The organism is Plesiocystis pacifica SIR-1, from assembly GCF_000170895.1.
In the GTDB taxonomy this organism is placed as follows: Bacteria; Myxococcota_A; Polyangia; order Nannocystales; family Nannocystaceae; genus Plesiocystis; species Plesiocystis pacifica.
Genome location: NZ_ABCS01000030.1, coordinates 1 through 17,052 on the forward strand (window position 1 = coordinate 1; position 17,052 = coordinate 17,052).

The window sequence follows — 17,052 nt, forward strand, 5'->3', positions numbered from 1 at the left end:
TACGTGTGAACGTTCAGAGCTGGACCCCGCGCCACCCTTTGGATTCAGGCGACAGCGGGGAATCCGACCCTCCCGGCCCGTGCCCGTCGCCCATCGAAGCCCAGACCTTCGCAGGCCCAACTCGGCTAGCCAGGAAAGCGCGGCGCACCAACAACCGCGTCGAGAGGCCGAGGCTCCTGGCATACCGCGGGCACATGAGGGTCGGGAGGGTCGGATTCCCCAGCGTTAGGAGCCGTTCCAACGACCGCCGAAGCGAGGCTACGTGTGAACGTTCAGAGCTGGACCCCGCGTCACCCTTTGGATTCAGGCGACAGCGGGGAATCCGACCCTCCCGGCCCGTGCCCGTCGCCCATCGAAGCCCAGACCCTTCGAGGCCCAACTCGACTAGCCAGGAAAACCAGGAAAGCGCGGCGCACCGGCAACCACGTCCTCCCAGTTCGCCCGGTCGTCGCACAAAATGTGCGCCGTCGGCAACGACTCGAGGTCCGTGTCGAGAGACCCCGCCGGCACCACGAGCAGCTTGCCCTCCATCTGCGTCGAGGGCATGGCCGAGCCGCACCGCGAGCAGAAGCTCCGGGCGTGTCGGGTGCCCGCGAGCGCGAAGCTACGGACCGCATCGGCTCCGCTCGTCCAGTTCAGCTGCGCCTTGGTGGCGAACAAGTTGGCACCGTGGACCGAGCCCGTACCCTTGCGGCACCGGCTGCAGTGGCACAGCGCGAACTGGTCGAAGGGTCCCTCGATCTCAAAGCGTACGGCGCCGCACAGGCAGCTCCCCTGATGTCTCGTCACGTCGGTCATGGCGGTCCGCCACTACGGGCTAAGCCTCGCCAGGTTTCAAGTCCGGGCGCGCGCTAAAGCTGCCGTCGAAGCCGTCGAGGTAGCGGCGCAGGAAGGTGTAGGTCGGCACCCGCGACTCGAGGATGCGCATGTTGCCGTAGTGCCCGACCACGGTGCGGTCGAGGAAGATCAGCTCCGTGGCCGGTTGGAAGGAGGAGACGTGCTTGACCGAGGCGGGGATCAGCTTGACGACCTCGTCGTGCACGGTGGACCGGCCGTAGTCGAAGATCGCCACGTCCACGAAGGGGTCGGCGAAGGTGTCGCGCCAGCGCTTGTAGAAGCTGAAGTCCGGCGCGCGGGTGTTGGGCCGGCGGGCGCCCAGGCGCATCAGCGCGTCGTCGACCCCGGGGTAGTCCTCGACCAGGCCGAACTCGACCACGTCCTTGTAGGCCTGGATGATCTCGGGCTCGAGCCACTTCACGCAGCCGAAGTCGTAGAGCACGATCTTGCCGTCGGGGCGCACGGCGAAGTTGCCCGGGTTCGGGTCGGCGTGGATGATGCCGAACTCGAAGATCTGGCTGGCCATCATCTTGAACAGGTTGCGCCCGAGCTCGTCGCGCTGGGCCTGGGTGTAGCCGAGCGCTTCGATCTTGGTGATGGAGTCGCCGGGCTCGTAGCTGAGGGTCAGCACGCGCTTGGCCGAGCGCTCGCCGATGACCTCGGGCAGGACCATGAAGTCGTGGCGGCCGAGGTGGTGGCCGCGGAACAGGCGGACGTTGCTGGCCTCGTTGGTGTAGTCGAGCTCCTCGTGGAGCCGGGCGCGGACCTCTTTGAAGGAGGCGTTGAGGGCCTCGCGGCCGATGTCGACGATGCCGCTGGCCCGCAGGGCGATCTTGAGCTGGAGCAGGTCCGAGTCGACGGCGTCCTCGACCCCGGGGTACTGGACCTTGACGACCACGTCGCGGCCGTCGTCGGTGCGGGCGCGGTGGACCTGGCCGATCGACGCGGCGGCGAAGGGCTCGGGATCGAACTCGGCGAACAGGACCTCGGGCGCCGCGCCGAGCTCGCGCTCGATCTGCTCGCGGATGACCTCGAAGTCCATGGGCGGGGCTTCGCGCTGGAGCTTGCCCAGGGCGTCGCTGAGCTCCTTGGGCAAAACGTCTTGGGCGATGGAGGCCATTTGGCCAACTTTCATCACCGCGCCCTTGAGCTCGCCGAGGGTCTTGGCGATGCGGTTGCCCGACTCCCGGTTCGCGGCCTCCTTGGCCGCGGCCGCGTCCTCGTCCGACTGAAACAGCGACTTGACCTTGGTCTTGGCGAAATTGCCGGCCACGGAGGCCGTCATGCCGGCCAGCTTCAGGAAGCGCTTACTGCGAGACGGGGGAGAAGACACCGCCCAGGAACTGTGCCCCCGGCAGGCCAAGCTTGCAATCCTTCACGGTCTACGGGGGCTGTCATGCCGGGCAGGGCGGGTTGGGCGACTGGCGTGCACCGACGTGCAGGTCGGGATCGTCGGCTGGCGGTGACGGGGCTCGCCCTCGTTGATTGGCGGCATTGAGCGCTATCTTGGCGGGCGCTGGCTTTGTACCCTGCTGGCCATGGCGCTGCCCGCCGACGAAGCCCACGCCTCCCACAAGATCCGCCGCCTCGAAGTCCACGGAGGTTTCTGGGACGGCCTCGAGCTGGACTTTGCGGCGAATCTCAACTGCATCATCGGAGCCCGCGGCACCGGCAAGACGACGATCCTCGAGCTGTGTCGCCACTGCCTCGGTCAGATCCCCGCCGACGATCCCCAGCGCGCCAACCAGCTGGGCAAGCTGATCAAGGCCAACCTCGATCGCGGCACGGTGATGGTGACCATCGAGACCCGCGACGGGATGGTCTACCGGGTCAACCGGGGGAGCTCCGGGGACCCGGAGATCTCCGACGAGCGCGGCTCGCCGGTCGAGATCTCGCTCTCGCGCGGGCAGGTGTTCGCGGCGGATTTTTATAGCCAGCACCAGATCGAGGACATCGCCGTCAGCCCCCGGGCGCAGCTGGCGATCGTCGATCAGTTCGTCAGCGACGAGATCGCCGAGCTCGAGCCCGACCGCCGCGACCTGATCTCCAAGCTCGAGAAGAACAGCGCCGACATCCACCGCCTGCGCCAGGCCATCGCCGACCGCGAGGAGGAGCTGGCCGAGATCCCCGAGGTCAAAAAGCGCATCGACGCCCTCGACGTCGGCGGCGACAAGGCCGAGGACATCAACCGCGAGGTCGCGCTCAAGGGCGCACGCGACCAGGAGAAGCGGACCATGCGGCGCGTCGACGAGGAGCTGGCCAAGGTCGTCGACAAGCTCGAGGACCTCAACCGGACCGTGCGCGGCTTCGGCCGGCTGATCGACAAGTCCGAGGGCGAGAACGCCAAGCTGTTCGAGCGCCTGCACATGATCCTCGAGCAGGCCGGCAGCGACGTCGCCGGTCAGCTGGGCGCGGCGCGCAAGCTGGTCGAGGACACCCGGGGCAGCGTCGACGCCCTCGAGCGCGAGCTCGGGGAGGCCCACGCCACCCAAGAGCAGCGCTACGCCGAGCTGCTCCAGCGCCACCAGGACGCCCAGGCCCAGGCCCGGGAGGGCGCGCGCTTGCAGGGCCGGCTCAACGAGCTGCTCGAGCGCCGGCGCCAGGTCGAGCGCCGACGAAAAGAGCTGCAAGAGCTCAACCGCCAGCGCGGCGAGCTGCTCGACAAGCTCTCCGAGCTCCACGACCGCGTGTTCGCCCTGCGCCAGCGCACCGCCAAGGTGATCTCCACGCGCCTCGAGCCGGACATCCGCGTCAGCATCACGCAGTTCGGCGAGCGGGGCGAGTACGCCGACCGCCTGCGCAACGCCCTCAAGGGCCAGGGGCGCCACTACAACACCCTGGTCGCGCGCATCGAGCAGGGCCTGCCGCCGCGCGAGCTGGTCCGCCTGGTCGAGCGCAGCGCCGTGTCCGAGCTGGCCACGGCCCTCGAGGTCCGCGACGAGCAGGCTGACTGGCTCATCGATCGCCTGCGCGCGGCCGAGGACGGCAAGCTGCTCCTCGACCTCGAGGCCCTGCAGCTCGAGGACCGGCCCAAGATCGAGCTCAACGACGGCGGGAACTACAAGGACGCGTCGACCCTGAGCACGGGCCAAAAGTGCACGACGATCCTGCCCATCTTGCTCCTCGACAGCGACCGGCCCCTGCTCATCGATCAGCCCGAGGACAACCTCGACAACGCCTTCATCTACGAGACCGTCGTGCGCAACATCGGGGCGGTCAAGGCCAAGCGCCAGCTGATCTTCGTGACCCACAACCCCAACATCCCGGTGCTCGGCGACGCCGAGCGGGTGTTCGTGACCGAGTCCGACGGCCAGCGCGGCAGGCTGCGGGTGCGCGGCGACGTCGACACGGTCAAGCTGGAGATCGAGCAGATCCTCGAGGGCGGGGCCGAGGCCTTCCTCGAGCGCAAGCGGAGGTACGGCCATTGAGCCGGGCCAAGAAGACCGGCGAGGTTGCGTCCAAGCAATCTGCCAAGAAGAAGGCGACCAAGAAGAAGGCGGCCAAGAAGCCCACCCGGGCCCGGGCCCGGGCCGCGCGCGAGCAGGCCGAGCGGGCGGGTCGCAGCGCCGAGGCCGAGGCTGCGAGCGATGGGTCCGTCGGGGGGGAGTCCGAGGACGCCCCTGGAGGTCGGGACTGGTCGAGCTCCGACACCCTCGAGACCCGCGCCGAGCGGGACCCCGTGCTCGCGGAGATCGTCGCCAAGCCGTGGACCAAGCGGGTCGGGCTCATCGAAGGCATGATCGACGAGCTGCGCGCCCACCCCTCGGGCGCCGACCTGCGCGTGCTCGTCGAGCGCCTGCTGGCCCTGGCTGAGGACGAGAAGTGGGAGGTCCGCCGGGCCATCGCCAACGGCCTCGTGCACGTCGAGCACCCCCTGTTCGAGAAGCTCGCCGAGCGCCTCGAGAACGACGCCAACCAGTACGTGGCCCAGGCGGCCCGGCGCGCCGCCGACCGTCGCCGCGAGCTCGACCGCGAGTACCAGCGCAAGACCGACGAGATCGACGTCGTCGCCAGCGAGCTCCAGACCCTGCGAGAGACCCACGGCGAGGTCGTCGCTGCGGCCGCCGAGAAGCTCGCCGAGCACCGCTACAAGCTGCTGACCAACGAGACCACCCACGAGATGCGCACGGTGGTCGCGGGCCTGCTCGACGCCCTCAACAAGCTGCACGCCAAGCTCGAGGGCAGCCGCACGCCCAAGAAGCACTACGAGCGCAACCTGGGCATCGCTCGTGACTGGCGCGCTTTTGAGCTCATGCTCGAGGACACCAAGAAGCTCGTCGACGATCCGAGCTACGACTCGGAGGACGTCGACCTCGGCGAGCTGGTCGAGAAGGTGATCGAGCTGGTCGAGGACGCCCTCGACGTGCCGGCCGGCGTGCGCGTCGTCGCCGAGCTCGACACCCGCCCCGGGACCAAGCTGCACGTGCCCCGTAGCCGTTTGACCCAGGCCCTCTCGAGCTTGGTCAAGAACGCCATCGAGGCCTGCGAGGACGAGGGCACCGTTGCGATTCGCACGGCCATGGCCCGCCGCGGCATGGTCCGCGTGGACATCGTGGACACGGGCTACGGCATGGCGCCCGAGGAGATCCAACGTGCGCTGCTGCCTCTGGTCAGCACCAAGAAGGACGACCAGCACACCGGCGTGGGCTTGCCCCTGGCGCGCAAAATCATCGAGCGCGAGTGCCGCGGAGACTTCGAGATCACGTCCATGCCCGACGAAGGCACGACCGCGCGCTGCGTGCTGCCGCTGGGTCAGGACGACGGGTTCTGACTCGCCTCGCATCGGCGATGCACGCGATCTGGACTGGATCATCAGGCGGTGCTGTTCCAATGGCCCGTGGACGCGCGCGCGATTTGTCGACATCATCGCTAGAGAGGCCCCATGAGCACTCTATCGGCGTCGCGAAGCAAATATGTGGCCCTGGTCGTCGAGGACGACCCCACGCTCCTCGATCTGGTCACCGAGACCGTCGAGTCCCTCGGCCACGATGTCCACGCAGCGAGCTCCCAAGAGGGTGCCCTGGCGCTGCTCGAGGACATCATGTTCGACTACGTGCTCCTCGATCTCTCCCTGCCCCTCAAGGAGGGTCGCTTCCCGCGGCTCGAGATCGGCTTCAACCTCCTCGATCGCGTGGTCGCCCTGCCCGGTGCGCGCCGCCCCGGCATCATCGTGATGACCGCCCACGGTGACGACCACGAGTTCTGTCGCCGGGCTCTGCTCGCGGGCGCCGACGACTTCATCAAGAAGCCCTTCGACAGCGGCAAGGAGTCGCCCGAGGCCGCCATCAAGGAGCTGCTCAGCAAGCGCGCCGCCGCAGCCCAAGAAGCCGCCGCCCGCTACGAAGCCAGCCACGGCGACGCCGGGACCATGGCCGCCAACGAGCGCCGGGCCAGCGACTCCATGGACAGCGGCCCGCCCGCGATCCACCTCATCGGCACCTACGACCGCCGCCGCTGCAACCTCGAGCTCAACGGCAAGGAGCTGCTCTTGTCCGAGCAACGCTTCCGCCTGTTCGCCCGCCTGGCCGTCCACGCCAAGCGCTCGCCAGGCCAGCACCTCTCCCTGCTCGACGTCCCCGAGATCCAAAGCGGCACGCGCCAGGCCCTCAACCGCCTCCGCAAAGACCTCGAGGCCCAGGTCCCCGGCTTTTGGGATCGGTGGATCCGCAACGACGGCCACGGCAGCTACTGCCTGCAGATCCCGTCGGACTCCATCACCTACGACGCCGACGCCATGATGGCGCATAGTGAGCTGCTAGCCCTTCTGGCGAAGGGCTAGAAGCTCGCGATCTGTCGGGCCCTCGCTCGCCCGCGAGGCTCGGGCAGGTTTGCAGGCTGTCGGCCTTTCACAGGCCTCGGGGTCATCGCTCCTCGCTCACCTACGAGGCTCGGTGAGTTCGTCGTTGTCGTCTCGATACCCCACTCGATACCCCACTCGATACCCCAGGTCGGGAGCACTCCAAGTCGTCACGGAGAGCGCTCTCGGTTCTCCATGGAGGCCACGACCCTCCGCGAACCTAGCGGGCACGAAAGGGTCGGGAGGGTCGGATCCCGCAGCGTTAGGAGCCGCACCAAAGCGCACCGAAGCCGAGCTCCCCGCCAACCCCCAGACCCAAAGATCTCTCCAGCCCCCGCATTCAGGCGACAGCAAGGGATCCGACCCTCCCGGCCCGTGCGCGCTGTCTGTCGAAGCCCAGCTCCCCGCACGAGACCGAGCAACCGATTGCGAAGCACCGCTCGCTCCTCCCACACATCCAACCCAATGGTTGCGAAGCATTGAGCTTCCACCCGAGATCGCGTGTGTTTGGCGCGCCACCCCCCCAGAAACAATCCCTCGAAAATTTGCGATTCTAATCCCGTGACCGAGCTCCACCCGACCATCCCCCTCGACTTCGAGCGCCACGCCGAAGACGAGATGCGCACCCGCGCCGAGACCCTCTACGAGCTCCTCAATCAACGCCGCAGCGTCCGCAAGTTCTCCCCCGACCCCATCCCCCTCGACGTCGTCCGCAAAGCCATCCACACGGCCGGGACCGCCCCCAGCGGCGCGCACAAGCAGCCCTGGCGCTTCGCCCTGATCACCGACCCCGCCGTCAAAAAGCGCATCCGCGACGCCGCCGAGGCCGAGGAGCGGAGGACCTACGACGAGCGCATGAGCGAGGAGTGGCGCGAGGCCCTGGCCCCGATCGGGACCGACGCCAACAAGCCCTACCTCGAGATCGTGCCCGCGATCATCGTCATGATCCGGATCGACTACGGCCTGCGCGAGGACGGCTCGCGCATCAAGCATTACTACGTGCAAGAGAGCTGCGGCATCGCCCTGGGCATGCTCATCGCCGCCCTGCACCACGCCGGCCTGGCCACCTTGACCCACACGCCGAGCCCCATGAACTTCCTGACCAAGATCCTCGACCGGCCCAAGAACGAGAAGGCCTACATGCTCCTCCCCGTGGGCTACCCGGCCGCGGACTGCGAGGTGCCGGACTTCTCGCGCAAGCCCCTCGATGAGATCTTGCTCGAGGTCTGAGCCGCACGCGCGACACCGAGCGGTGGGTGACCGCGCGCCCTGGTGTCACCGCGCTCACGCAGAAAACCCGAGCGCGAGATCGGGGCGCCCGTGAGGCTGCTCAGACGGTGAAAAAAGTGTTAGGAGAGACCCATGCGACCGTCTCTTCGCGCACTGCTGATCTCCGCGTCCCTCGCCCTCCCGGCCGCCGCGGCCGTCGGTCTGACCCCCGACGTCGCCTGGGCTGGCCCCGAGAGCGAACAGATCTGGTTCGGCACCGGTGCCGACTCCCTCGAGACCGACGACAACGGTCGGGTGACCGCCGAGGGTGCCAAGACCAAGTCCTCCGAGGTCGACCGCATCCCCGGCGAGGACGACTGGGAGCTCAAGCTCCACGCCCGCATGGGCAAGTACGCCGCGCCCGGGCCCGTCTACGTCGAGTTTTACCAGGAGGTCAACGGCGAGGAGTACATCGTCCATCGCCACGAGGACCCCAACTACGACGGCGAGCGCCTCTACACCACCGTGCTCTTGCTCGAGGCCAACATCGGCTTCAACAAGAACCGCGAGTACCGGGTCCAGATCGTCCAGAACAACGGCAAGCGCGACCTGGTCATCGCCAAGGGCAAGGTCAAGCTGATCGACACCGGCCGCGAGCCCGAGTCCGACGACGACGAGGGCGGCGACGAGGGCCCGAGCGAGCAGGACATCGCCGACACCCTCGCGGGTGACGACGACGAGGGCGAGGAAGAGGACGACGAGGGCGAGGAAGAGGGCGCCGGCGAGGCTCCCCCGCCCATCGAGGAGACCCCCTCGACCAAGAAGGGCTGCGCCGTCGAGACCGTCGACGTGGGCTTCTCGGGCACGGCCATCTTGATGCTGCTGGCCCTCGGCGCCGGCCTGCGTCGCCGCCGCGACGACTGAAGCCTCGGTCTCTCTCGAGACGACGAGAGGGGATGGAGGCCGCGGGTCTGCATCCCCTTCGTCGTGGGCGCTACATCAAGATGCCTTGGTCGTCCGGCTTGGGCATCGCCGGCAGGTCGACCTCGCCCAGGCGCTGGCGCAGGTTGATCTCGATGGTCTTCGACAGCGCGCTCAGGGGCAGCGCCGGCCAGAACATGGTGAAGGGATCCTCGAGCACGCGCCCGGCCTCGGAGATCAGCGTGAACGCCAGGCACACCAGCACGGTGATCGGCACGGCGATCCACTCGTTGTCGATGGTGCCGACGAGGGCCAGGGGCAAGAGCAGCGCGAAGACGCCGATCAGCCGGCTGGCGATGAAGCCGTAGCTGCGCGGGAAGGGGGTCTTCTTGATGCGCTCGCAGCCGCCTTGGATGTCGAGCAGGGCGCGGACGGTCTCGTCGAGGGACTGCAGGCGCAGGTCGTGGAGGCGGCCGGCGTCGTTCTCGGCGACGAAGGCCTGCATCTGGGTCTGCAGCAGCGCGTGGGTGGGGTTGGACTCCCTGGCCACGCGCTCGGCCTCGCGGGGCTCGAGGAAGGCCTCGTAGTCGCGGTCCCCCATGAGCGACTGGTTGCGCAGCAGCGCGCGCAGGGCGTGGACGTAGGCGATGTGTCGGCGGACGATCTGGCGCTGGAGTTCGCTGGGCAGGGGCGGATCCTGGTCGGCGCCTTCGGCCGGGCCCGGCAGGTAGACCAGGACCTGGGAGCACAGGTGGCGCGAGCTGTTGATCAGCCGACCCCACAGCTTGCGACCCTCCCACCACCGGTCGTAGGCGGAGTTGGTCCGGAAGCTGACGAAGATGCCGATCGCCCCGCCGACCACGGCCACGGGCGCCACGGGCAGCTGCAGGTGCAGCATCTCGAGCCCAAAGAAGTGGTCGAGGACCACGATCGCCGCCGACATCAGCGTGTAGAGCAGGATCGACTGCCACTGCCAGCGGAGGATGCCGAAGATCGTGCCTTTGAACTCGACGAACATCGAGTCCCTTTAACCACAGGGCACGACGCGGTGTCATGCCCTGCTAGCCCCGGCGGCCCCTCATTTTTTCTTCTTGGGGGGCTTGTAGTCCGGGTTGGTCTCGAGGGTGTCGTCTTTTTCGATCTCGTCGAGGGAGGCGCTGATCTTGTCGAGGCGCTCGTTGATGCGCTTGATCGCCTCGGGCAGGGCCTCGTTGTCGGCGATGCCCGGGCCGATGTCCATGTTGAGCTGCTCGAGGTCGCGGAAGGCCGCGCTGATGTCGGCCTGGGTGTTGCCGCCCTCGATGCCGTTGCCGGTCAGCTTGTTGTAGGTCTCGCGGAAGTCCTTGAACTTCTTGCGGTAGCCCTCGTTGAACTTGCCGAAGGCCTTGTCGTCCTTCCACTTCGGCGCCTTCTTCTCGATGTCGCCGAGGTAGCCGCGCATGGTCTCGACCAGGTCGCGGTACTCGGGGAGGCGCGTCTTGATGTACTCGCGCGCGCCCTTCTCGAACATCGCGGCGTTCTCTTTGGCGATGTCGCTCTCGGTCGGGTGCCCGGCGGCCTCGCGCATCTTGGCGAGGTCCTCCTCGGAGGCGGTGTTGTCGACCTTGTGCAGGTCGGGCGTGCCTTTGTACTCGACCTCGTAGGGATTCTCGCGGGGCTCACAGGCCAGCAGAGCGAGGAAGGCGGGGAACAGCGCGAAGGCGGCGCGGGGCGAGCGAGAGAGCGTCGAAGTGTCCACGGCGCTCGGGAGCCTATCACGAGGCCCGATCGCCGTGGGGCTGGAGGCTCGCCCTGGCACCCCGGACCTGGGGGGGAGCTCGGGGGAGCTTGGGGGGGACCGGGCCACTGCGACCCGCACCAAAAGCAATTATGGTTGGGCAGATGACGGAGCCCGGATCGACGTCGACTCGCACCGCCGCGACGCCAAGCCAGTCGGGCTCGGGCTCCGTCAGCCCAGCCGCCCTCGCCCAGGTCGTCGCCGACATCCTCGCCGGCCGGCACCCCCAGCGCGCGGCGGCCCTGGCCACGGTGGTCGGGCGCTCGGGCTCGGCCCCGCAGATCCTCGGCGCGCGCATGCTGGTGATCCCCGAGGGCGAGGGCACGCGCAACCTGGGCACCGTCGGGGGCGGGGCGATCGAGCACCAGGTCGAGCAGGCTTGCCGCCAGGTCCTGCGCAGCGGTCGCTCGCGGGTGGTCTCGGCCAACCTGGTCCGCGACCTGGGCATGTGCTGCGGCGGCGCGATGGAGGTGTTCGTGGAGTTCATTCAGGCCCAGGCCCGGCTCATCATCATCGGGGGCGGGCACGTGTCCCAGGCCCTCGGACCCATGGCGCGGACCCTCGGCTTCGAGGTCCTGGTCCTCGATGACCGGGAGGACATGCTCGCCGACCCGGCCTTCGAGGGCCTCGAGCGCCTGCCCTACGACGCCGACGAGCTCGCCGACGCCGTGCCCAACCTGGGCGCGAACGACTTTTTGGTCATCGTCACCCGCGACCACGCCCGCGACGAGCGAGCCCTGGCTCAGGCCCTCGAGTTGCCCCACGGATACATCGGCATGATCGGCAGCCGCAGGAAGGTCCACACCGTGCTCGCCCGGGTGCTGCGTCGCTACGACGAGCGCGACCGTCCGCGCCCGGACATGGGCCGGCTGCGGGCGCCCGTGGGTCTGGCCCTCGGCGGGCGCACGCCTCCCGAGATCGCCCTGAGCATCTGCGCCGAGCTCGTGGCCTGGCGCCACGGCGGCGAGGGCAAGGCGATGAGCATCGTCGAAGAGGCGGCCGCCCGAGCCGGGTCCGTCGCGAGCTCGGACGATTAGTCGCGCAGCGCCGCGAGGTCTTCGGGGCGGTCGATGTTGTCGAGGGCGCCGAGGTCGTCGCAGTCGAGCTTGCGGCGCCGCGGGCTCCACTCGGGCGAGCGCAGCAGCGTGCGTGCGGTGTCCGTGCGCGGATCGAGGGTAGCGAGGGGGCCAAAGGCGGCGGCCGGCCAGACCAGCGGGTGACCCGAGCGCCCGTCGACGCGGGGCTGCCAGCAGGTCCCGGGCTCGCGGGCGAGGCCGTCGAGGAGGGCGCGGACGGTCTCGGGGCGCACGCGGGGGCGCTCGACGTGGTGGACGACGAGCGCGTCGACCTCGGCCTCGAGGGCCGCGAGCCCGGCCTGGATGCTCGACAGCGGACCCAGGGGCCAGCGCTCGTTGACGACCCAGCGCGCCGTCGCAGGCAGCTCACCCGCGCGCGCGCGCAAGTCGTGGGCGCCCTCGACGAGGATCACCTCGGCGCAGCCCCCCCCGAGCAGCAGCTCGACGCCCAGGCGCGCGAAGCTGCGGCCGTCGAGCTCGAGCAGGGCCTTGGCTCGGCCCATGCGCCGGGACTCCCCAGCAGCGAGGATCAGTCCCGCGGCGCGCATGGCTGACGGCTCGGCGGGCTCAGATCGAGGTCGAGGTCGCCGCGGCCTCCGCGTCCTCGGCGTCGGTCACCGAGGTGAGGATGTCGGTCAGCTTCTCGACCTCGTCGGGCTTGGCGAACAGCAGCTGCTGGGGGATGCCGAAGCCGAGGGCGCCGCGGCCCTTGCCAAAGCGCGCGGCGAGGGCGACCTCGCCGTCGAGGTTGAGCTTGCGCAGCGCGGTCAGCCCCTCCTTGGCGGCCTTGCGCACGGCCTCGGGCTCGTCGGGGTCGTTGGCGAACAGGACCAGCACGAACTCGCCGAGCTCCGTGGGGTCGACGGCCACGCAGTACTGGCAGCCGGCCGAGAGCTTGCGCGCGAGGGCCAGGCCGCCGCCCTCCTCGAGGCCCTGGTCCGAGAGCTTCTTGCCCAGGCGCCGACCCAGGCGGGACATGAAGGCCTTTTGGCCCGCGCCCATGGCCAGGACGATCCGACCCTCGGCGACGACCACGGAGACCTCGAGCTTGGGCTTTTTGCCCACGAGCCACTCGGTCCCCTCGAGGTCGTCCTGCTTGTCCTTGGGGATGGTCAGGGTGAACACGTCCGCCTTGTGCGAGCCGACCTTGAGTCCGTCCTGCTTGAACTTGACGGAGTACTTGTGCTTCGGGTCCTTGCCGGCCAGCGCGATGTGATCGCCAAAGGCCTTCTCGGCCGCGCCGAACATCGCCCGCACGGCCTTGCGCGCGGCCGCTTCATCCTTGACGGAGGCCGCGAGCACGAGGCTGAAGTTGCCCTTGTCGTCGAGGTAGGGCGCGGCCAGGACCTCGTCGCCGATCGCGTCGAGCAGGGTGTGCGCGCCGCCCATGACGTCGCCGACGTAGCCGTCGAAGGGCGCGGGCACCTGGTCGACGGGGACCTGCTTGTCGAGCACGTCGTGGAGCAGCTTGGGGTCGCCCCAGGGCATCTGCCACACGGCGATGGCGTCGCCGGGCAGGGTCTGGGCGAGGGCGCTGGGTGTTTGCGTGGGCGCGCCGATCGGGTCGAGCCCCAGGCGCTCGAAGGGCGCCTCGGCCTCCACGCGCGCGGTCAGGTCGCGGGCCGTGCCGAAGTCGGCGTGCAGCTCGACGGCCTCGACCTCGTTGGCGATGGAGCTGAGGGTGCGCGAGCCGAAGGGGATGGGGATCAGGTCGCTGACGTCGATGTCGCCCGAGGGCAGGTTGGCCGCGCGCAGGTGGATGCGCGGATCCGGGGAGGCCTTGGCCGGGAGCCCCGCGGCGCGGTCGAGGGCCTCGACCTGCATGGCGACCTCGATGGCCGCCGGCTGGGCGCGGAAGAAGAGCGCGAGGTCGTCGGCCGCGAGCTGCCACATGTTCTGGCCCATGGGCTGCGGCTGGAGCTCGGCGGGCATGCTCTCGATGGCCCGGGCGGCGTTGCTCGCCGCCATGCTCAGGGCCAGGTCGACGTCCTGGTCCGTGGCGTGGGGCTGGCCGTCGTGGGGGAAGGACAGCTCGAAGGCGTGCACGCCGTCGAGGTCGATGCTCTCGAAGAAGCCCGGGCCGAAGCCCTCTTGGATCAGCGTCAGGCTGATGAAGTCGCGGAGGTTGATCGCCGGGGCCCCGGGCTCGGGCGGCGACCACATGTTGAACAGCTTGCTGCCCGCGTCGAGCATGTCGCCCACGCCGCTGAGGTTGCCGGACAGGTCGATGGTCTCGACGGGCGGCCGGGGGCCCGCGTCGGGCTGGCCCGAGCCCCCCGGCGCGCGCGCGACCTCGCCGGACTCGGAGCCGGGCTCGGCGATCTTGACGTTGGTGTTGGGGCCCTTGCAGGCCAGGGGCATCGCCAACACCGTGGCCAGGCCGAGGAACGCTCCGCTGTGTCGCAGGGACATGGGCGCAATATAGCGCCTTTGGGTCCGTGCTAAAGAGGGGTCGTGTCGACGCGCACTCGACGGGGCCTCCTCTTGCTCGGCGCCTGGGTCAGCGCGCTGTCGGCTTGCTACCTCTTCAGCGACGAGCCCAAGGCGCGCAAGCAGGCCTCGGACTCGACGGAGCCCGCGGGCGAGCCGGTCGCCGCGGACACGCCCGAGGCCGCGAGCGCGGAAGCTCCGGCCGAGAGCGCGGGCGCGTGCCCTCCCCTGACGGGGGTGCTGTCCGAGGACCGAAGCCTCTCCCAGGCGACGGGCTGTGAGCAGGTGACGGTCCAGGGGCGGGTCCAGGTCGAGGGCGCGACGCTGACGATCGAGGCCGGGGTCGAGCTGCGCTTCGAAGCCGACGCGAGCCTCGAGGTTGGCGTCGGCGCGCCGGGGGTCCTCGCGGTCCACGGCAGCGCGGCGGCGCCCGTGCGCATGACCGGCGCCGAGGGTCGCTGGCGCGGCTTGACCCTCGGGCCCCAGTCGGCCGGCTCGCGCGTCGATCACCTCGAGCTCGTCGACGCGGGCGACGAGACCCACGCCGCCGCGGTGCTCGCCGGCCAGGACCTCGCGCTCACCGAGCTCACGGTGACCGGCGCCCTCGGGCCGAGCCTCGAGCTGGTCGAGGGCGCGAAGCTCAGCATGCGAGCCGTGCACGTCGCCAGCCCCGGCGCGCCCGTGGCGATCCTGGCGGCGCCGGGGGCCCTGGGAGGGGTGCGCGAGCTCGAGCTGGCCGCGGGAGCCGTCGTCGCCGTCGCGGGCGGGCGCATCGCCGAGCGGGTCGAGTGGCCCGTCGCGCCCTACCGCGTCGACGGTGTGCTGCGCGTCGAGGGCGAGGCCAAGCCAGGCGAGGGCGAGGCCAGTGGAGAGGCCGATGGAGAGGCCGGGGAGGTCCCCGTCGGCGCGGGTCGGGCCCAGCTGCGCCTGCAGCCCGACACCACCCTCGCCTTCGCCCCGCGCGCGCGGGTCGAGATCGGCGCCCTGGGCCCGGGGGCGCTCGTCGCTGCCGCCGCCCCCGAGGACGGCGCGCTGCACTTCGAGCCCGCCCCGGGCAGCGCGACCTGGGCCGGCGTCGTCGTCCACGAGCACGGCCGGCTGGCTCTGCGCGGCGCCGAGCTGCGCCACGGCAGCGAGCGCGGCGAAGGCATGATCGTCGCCCAGGGGGCGGCGCAGCTGAGCCTCGAAGACTGCAACCTCCACGACGCCGAGGTCGGCGTCGAGCTGCGCGGCAACGCGGTCGTCGTCGAGCGCTTCACCGGCAACCACTTCCGCGGCGTCCCCACGGCGCTCATCCTCAGCCCCCAGGCCCTCGGCTTCATCGGCGAGCTCAACGAGTACGGCCCCCCCACCACCGAGCCCGACGAAGCAGCAGGGGCGGAAGCGGAGCTCGGGGGCGAGCGCGCGCGGATCGTCGTGACCCGCGGCAAGATCGAGCGCGACACCACCTGGACCTTCCAGGCCGCGACCTTGGAGCTGCGCGGCGACGTGTTCGTGGGCAAAGGGGCGACATTGACCGTCGACGGCGGCTGGCAGGTGCTCGCCGCCAAGGGCATCACCCTGGGCGTGGGCTTTTATGACACCGGGTCCCTCCACCTGGCCCGCGAGTCCGACCCCTCGGCGCCCGTTCGCATTGGACCCTCGACTGCAGGTCAGGGGTGGACCGGCCTGGTCTTCGGCCCCCACGCGCGCGACAGCGACGTCGAGAACCTGCGCTTGAGCGGCACGCAGGGCGTCGCGGGCGTCGAATTGCGCGGCGAGGCGGAGGCCTTCCTGACCCGGGTGGAGTGTCGAGACTGCGCCGGCGCGACGGCGACCTGGGCGTGCGAGTCCCAGGTCGGAACGATCGCGCTGACCGCCGCCGGCTCGACCCCGACCGCCACGATTGCCCCGCGCGATTGCCGATGACCGATTGCCCAGTTCGAGCGGGTTGTTTCGGGCGGCGTGGAAAGCCAATCGGGGCACTTTCGAGCATGAGCATTTGATTGACCGCACTCCCGCCCGACGCCGATAATGGCGGGCGATGCCGCAATACATGACAGTTCACCGGGCGCCTGGTTTGCTTCGGGAGCAGTGGGTGGAGAACGCGTCCGGTGTCTACGCGGGGGAGCACGCGCGCTTCGTCCAGGCCTACGTCAACCTGGGCTCGGGCTTCATCCTCACCATCTACGAGGCCGAGACCGCCGAGGCCCTCGAGGAGCAGTTCGAGGAGCTCGGCCTGCCCTTCGAGGAGATGCACGAGGTCCAGTTCAGCCAGTCCTTCGCCGAGATGGAGGGCATGCTCAAACAGATGGGCAAGATCTAGCGCCCGCCCTGGAGGCTCCGCCATGACCGAGGACAGCCCCGCGCTCGAGATCCCGCCGCCGCGCGAGGATCGGCCGCCGATGAAGGCCAACCTGCTCAACGCGATGCAAAAGGCCAACACCTCTTTGACGCCGCTGTTCCCCTACATGCACCCGGGCGCGATCGTGCCGACGGGGGCGCTGTTCATCGGCCAGCCCGGCAAGGACTACGGGCAGTTTTATCACCACAACACCGTCGACGAGGTCATCATCGCCTTCGTCGCCGAGGGCGGGAACCTGCGCACGGGCCAGCTCTACAACGGCGGCCGGGTCCACGGGGTCAACTCCTTCATGAAGGACCAGACCAAGGCGGGCTCCTTCGTGCTCTTCTCGGTGACCCAGCGCCAGGCCGATCCGGGCGAGGTCCAGACCGAGGCGATCTCGCTGCTGTGCGAGGCCTGCCGCAAGCCGCTGTTCAAGGCCGAGTTCGACGCCACGCCGGGGCCCGAAGCCAGAGAGCTCGAGCACCCCTTCCCGAGCATCAACGCGCCGCCCGAGCGCCTGGCCCAGTTCAACGCCGACCCGGCGCAGCGCGAGTGCCCGGAGTGCGGCCACGACAACCCGCCCTTTCCGCTGCACCAGTGGGGCTGGACCGACTACGCCGAGCAGTCGAAGGTCATGGCGCGGGCCAAGCAGCTGCTGTTGGCGGCGGGGGAGGGCTGA

The 17,052-nt window shown here is 69.7% G+C and carries 15 protein-coding genes; 9 read left to right on the forward strand and 6 right to left on the reverse strand.

Going from position 1 to position 17,052, the window contains the following annotated elements; genetic code table 11:
- Positions 1-384 precede the first annotated feature (384 nt).
- Entirely contained in the window at positions 385-798 is a 414-nt protein-coding gene (locus PPSIR1_RS16940) for a GFA family protein (RefSeq protein ID WP_006972324.1), read from the reverse strand.
- A gap of 19 nt (positions 799-817) precedes the next feature.
- On the reverse strand, positions 818-2,122 hold the full coding sequence (locus tag PPSIR1_RS16945; RefSeq protein ID WP_006972325.1) for an ABC1 kinase family protein: 1,305 nt from the start codon (positions 2,120-2,122) through the stop codon (positions 818-820).
- Positions 2,123-2,375: 253 nt separating this feature from the next.
- On the opposite strand from PPSIR1_RS16945, the gene PPSIR1_RS16950 reads away from it, so the two are divergent.
- From PPSIR1_RS16950 to PPSIR1_RS16970, 5 genes are all read left to right on the forward strand, one after another.
- Positions 2,376-4,265, forward strand: a complete 1,890-nt coding sequence (locus tag PPSIR1_RS16950; RefSeq protein WP_006972326.1) for an ATP-binding protein — start codon at positions 2,376-2,378, stop codon at positions 4,263-4,265.
- Positions 4,262-5,608, forward strand: coding sequence for a sensor histidine kinase (locus PPSIR1_RS16955; protein WP_006972327.1), 1,347 nt, complete (start codon positions 4,262-4,264; stop codon positions 5,606-5,608). Before PPSIR1_RS16950 ends, PPSIR1_RS16955 begins: the two co-directional genes overlap by 4 nt.
- Positions 5,609-5,752: 144 nt before the next feature.
- Positions 5,753-6,616, forward strand: a complete 864-nt coding sequence (locus PPSIR1_RS42990) for a response regulator (RefSeq protein ID WP_006972328.1) — start codon at positions 5,753-5,755, stop codon at positions 6,614-6,616.
- Between the two features lie 579 nt (positions 6,617-7,195).
- Complete coding sequence (locus PPSIR1_RS16965; protein WP_006972329.1) at positions 7,196-7,864, forward strand: nitroreductase family protein; 669 nt, start codon at positions 7,196-7,198, stop codon at positions 7,862-7,864.
- A 132-nt stretch (positions 7,865-7,996) separates the two neighbouring features.
- The gene (locus tag PPSIR1_RS16970) at positions 7,997-8,767 is read left to right on the forward strand and encodes a hypothetical protein (RefSeq protein ID WP_006972330.1); all 771 of its coding nucleotides are present in this window, start codon (positions 7,997-7,999) and stop codon (positions 8,765-8,767) included.
- Positions 8,768-8,837: 70 nt separating this feature from the next.
- Here PPSIR1_RS16970 and PPSIR1_RS16975 read toward each other — a convergent pair whose 3' ends face one another.
- Together PPSIR1_RS16975 and PPSIR1_RS16980 are read right to left on the reverse strand one after the other, a co-directional pair.
- The gene (locus PPSIR1_RS16975; protein ID WP_006972331.1) at positions 8,838-9,782 is read right to left on the reverse strand and encodes a bestrophin family protein; all 945 of its coding nucleotides are present in this window, start codon (positions 9,780-9,782) and stop codon (positions 8,838-8,840) included.
- Between the two features lie 60 nt (positions 9,783-9,842).
- A complete protein-coding gene (locus tag PPSIR1_RS16980) occupies positions 9,843-10,502 on the reverse strand; it encodes a hypothetical protein (RefSeq protein WP_006972332.1) in 660 nt (219 codons plus the stop codon).
- Positions 10,503-10,645: 143 nt separating this feature from the next.
- Between PPSIR1_RS16980 and PPSIR1_RS16985 the strand changes: the two genes are divergently transcribed.
- A complete protein-coding gene (locus PPSIR1_RS16985; RefSeq protein ID WP_006972333.1) occupies positions 10,646-11,578 on the forward strand; it encodes an XdhC family protein in 933 nt (310 codons plus the stop codon).
- Here PPSIR1_RS16985 and PPSIR1_RS16990 read toward each other — a convergent pair.
- Both PPSIR1_RS16990 and PPSIR1_RS16995 read right to left on the reverse strand, forming a co-directional pair.
- Positions 11,575-12,165 carry a nucleotidyltransferase family protein gene (locus PPSIR1_RS16990; RefSeq protein WP_045116195.1) on the reverse strand — a complete coding sequence of 197 codons (591 nt, stop codon included), beginning with the start codon at positions 12,163-12,165 and terminating at the stop codon, positions 11,575-11,577. The genes PPSIR1_RS16985 and PPSIR1_RS16990 overlap by 4 nt on opposite strands.
- Before the next feature lie 19 nt (positions 12,166-12,184).
- Positions 12,185-14,029, reverse strand: a complete 1,845-nt coding sequence (locus tag PPSIR1_RS16995) for a hypothetical protein (RefSeq protein WP_006972335.1) — start codon at positions 14,027-14,029, stop codon at positions 12,185-12,187.
- A gap of 42 nt (positions 14,030-14,071) precedes the next feature.
- Here PPSIR1_RS16995 and PPSIR1_RS17000 point away from each other — a divergent pair, with 42 nt between their 5' ends.
- From PPSIR1_RS17000 to PPSIR1_RS17010, 3 genes are all read left to right on the forward strand, one after another.
- On the forward strand, positions 14,072-15,955 hold the full coding sequence (locus PPSIR1_RS17000; protein ID WP_157595644.1) for a hypothetical protein: 1,884 nt from the start codon (positions 14,072-14,074) through the stop codon (positions 15,953-15,955).
- 127 nt (positions 15,956-16,082) lie between these two features.
- Positions 16,083-16,352 (forward strand): nickel-binding protein, encoded by a 270-nt coding sequence (locus PPSIR1_RS17005; protein WP_269744716.1) that lies wholly within the window; start codon positions 16,083-16,085, stop codon positions 16,350-16,352.
- 22 nt (positions 16,353-16,374) lie between these two features.
- Positions 16,375-17,052, forward strand: coding sequence for a hypothetical protein (locus PPSIR1_RS17010; protein WP_006972338.1), 678 nt, complete (start codon positions 16,375-16,377; stop codon positions 17,050-17,052).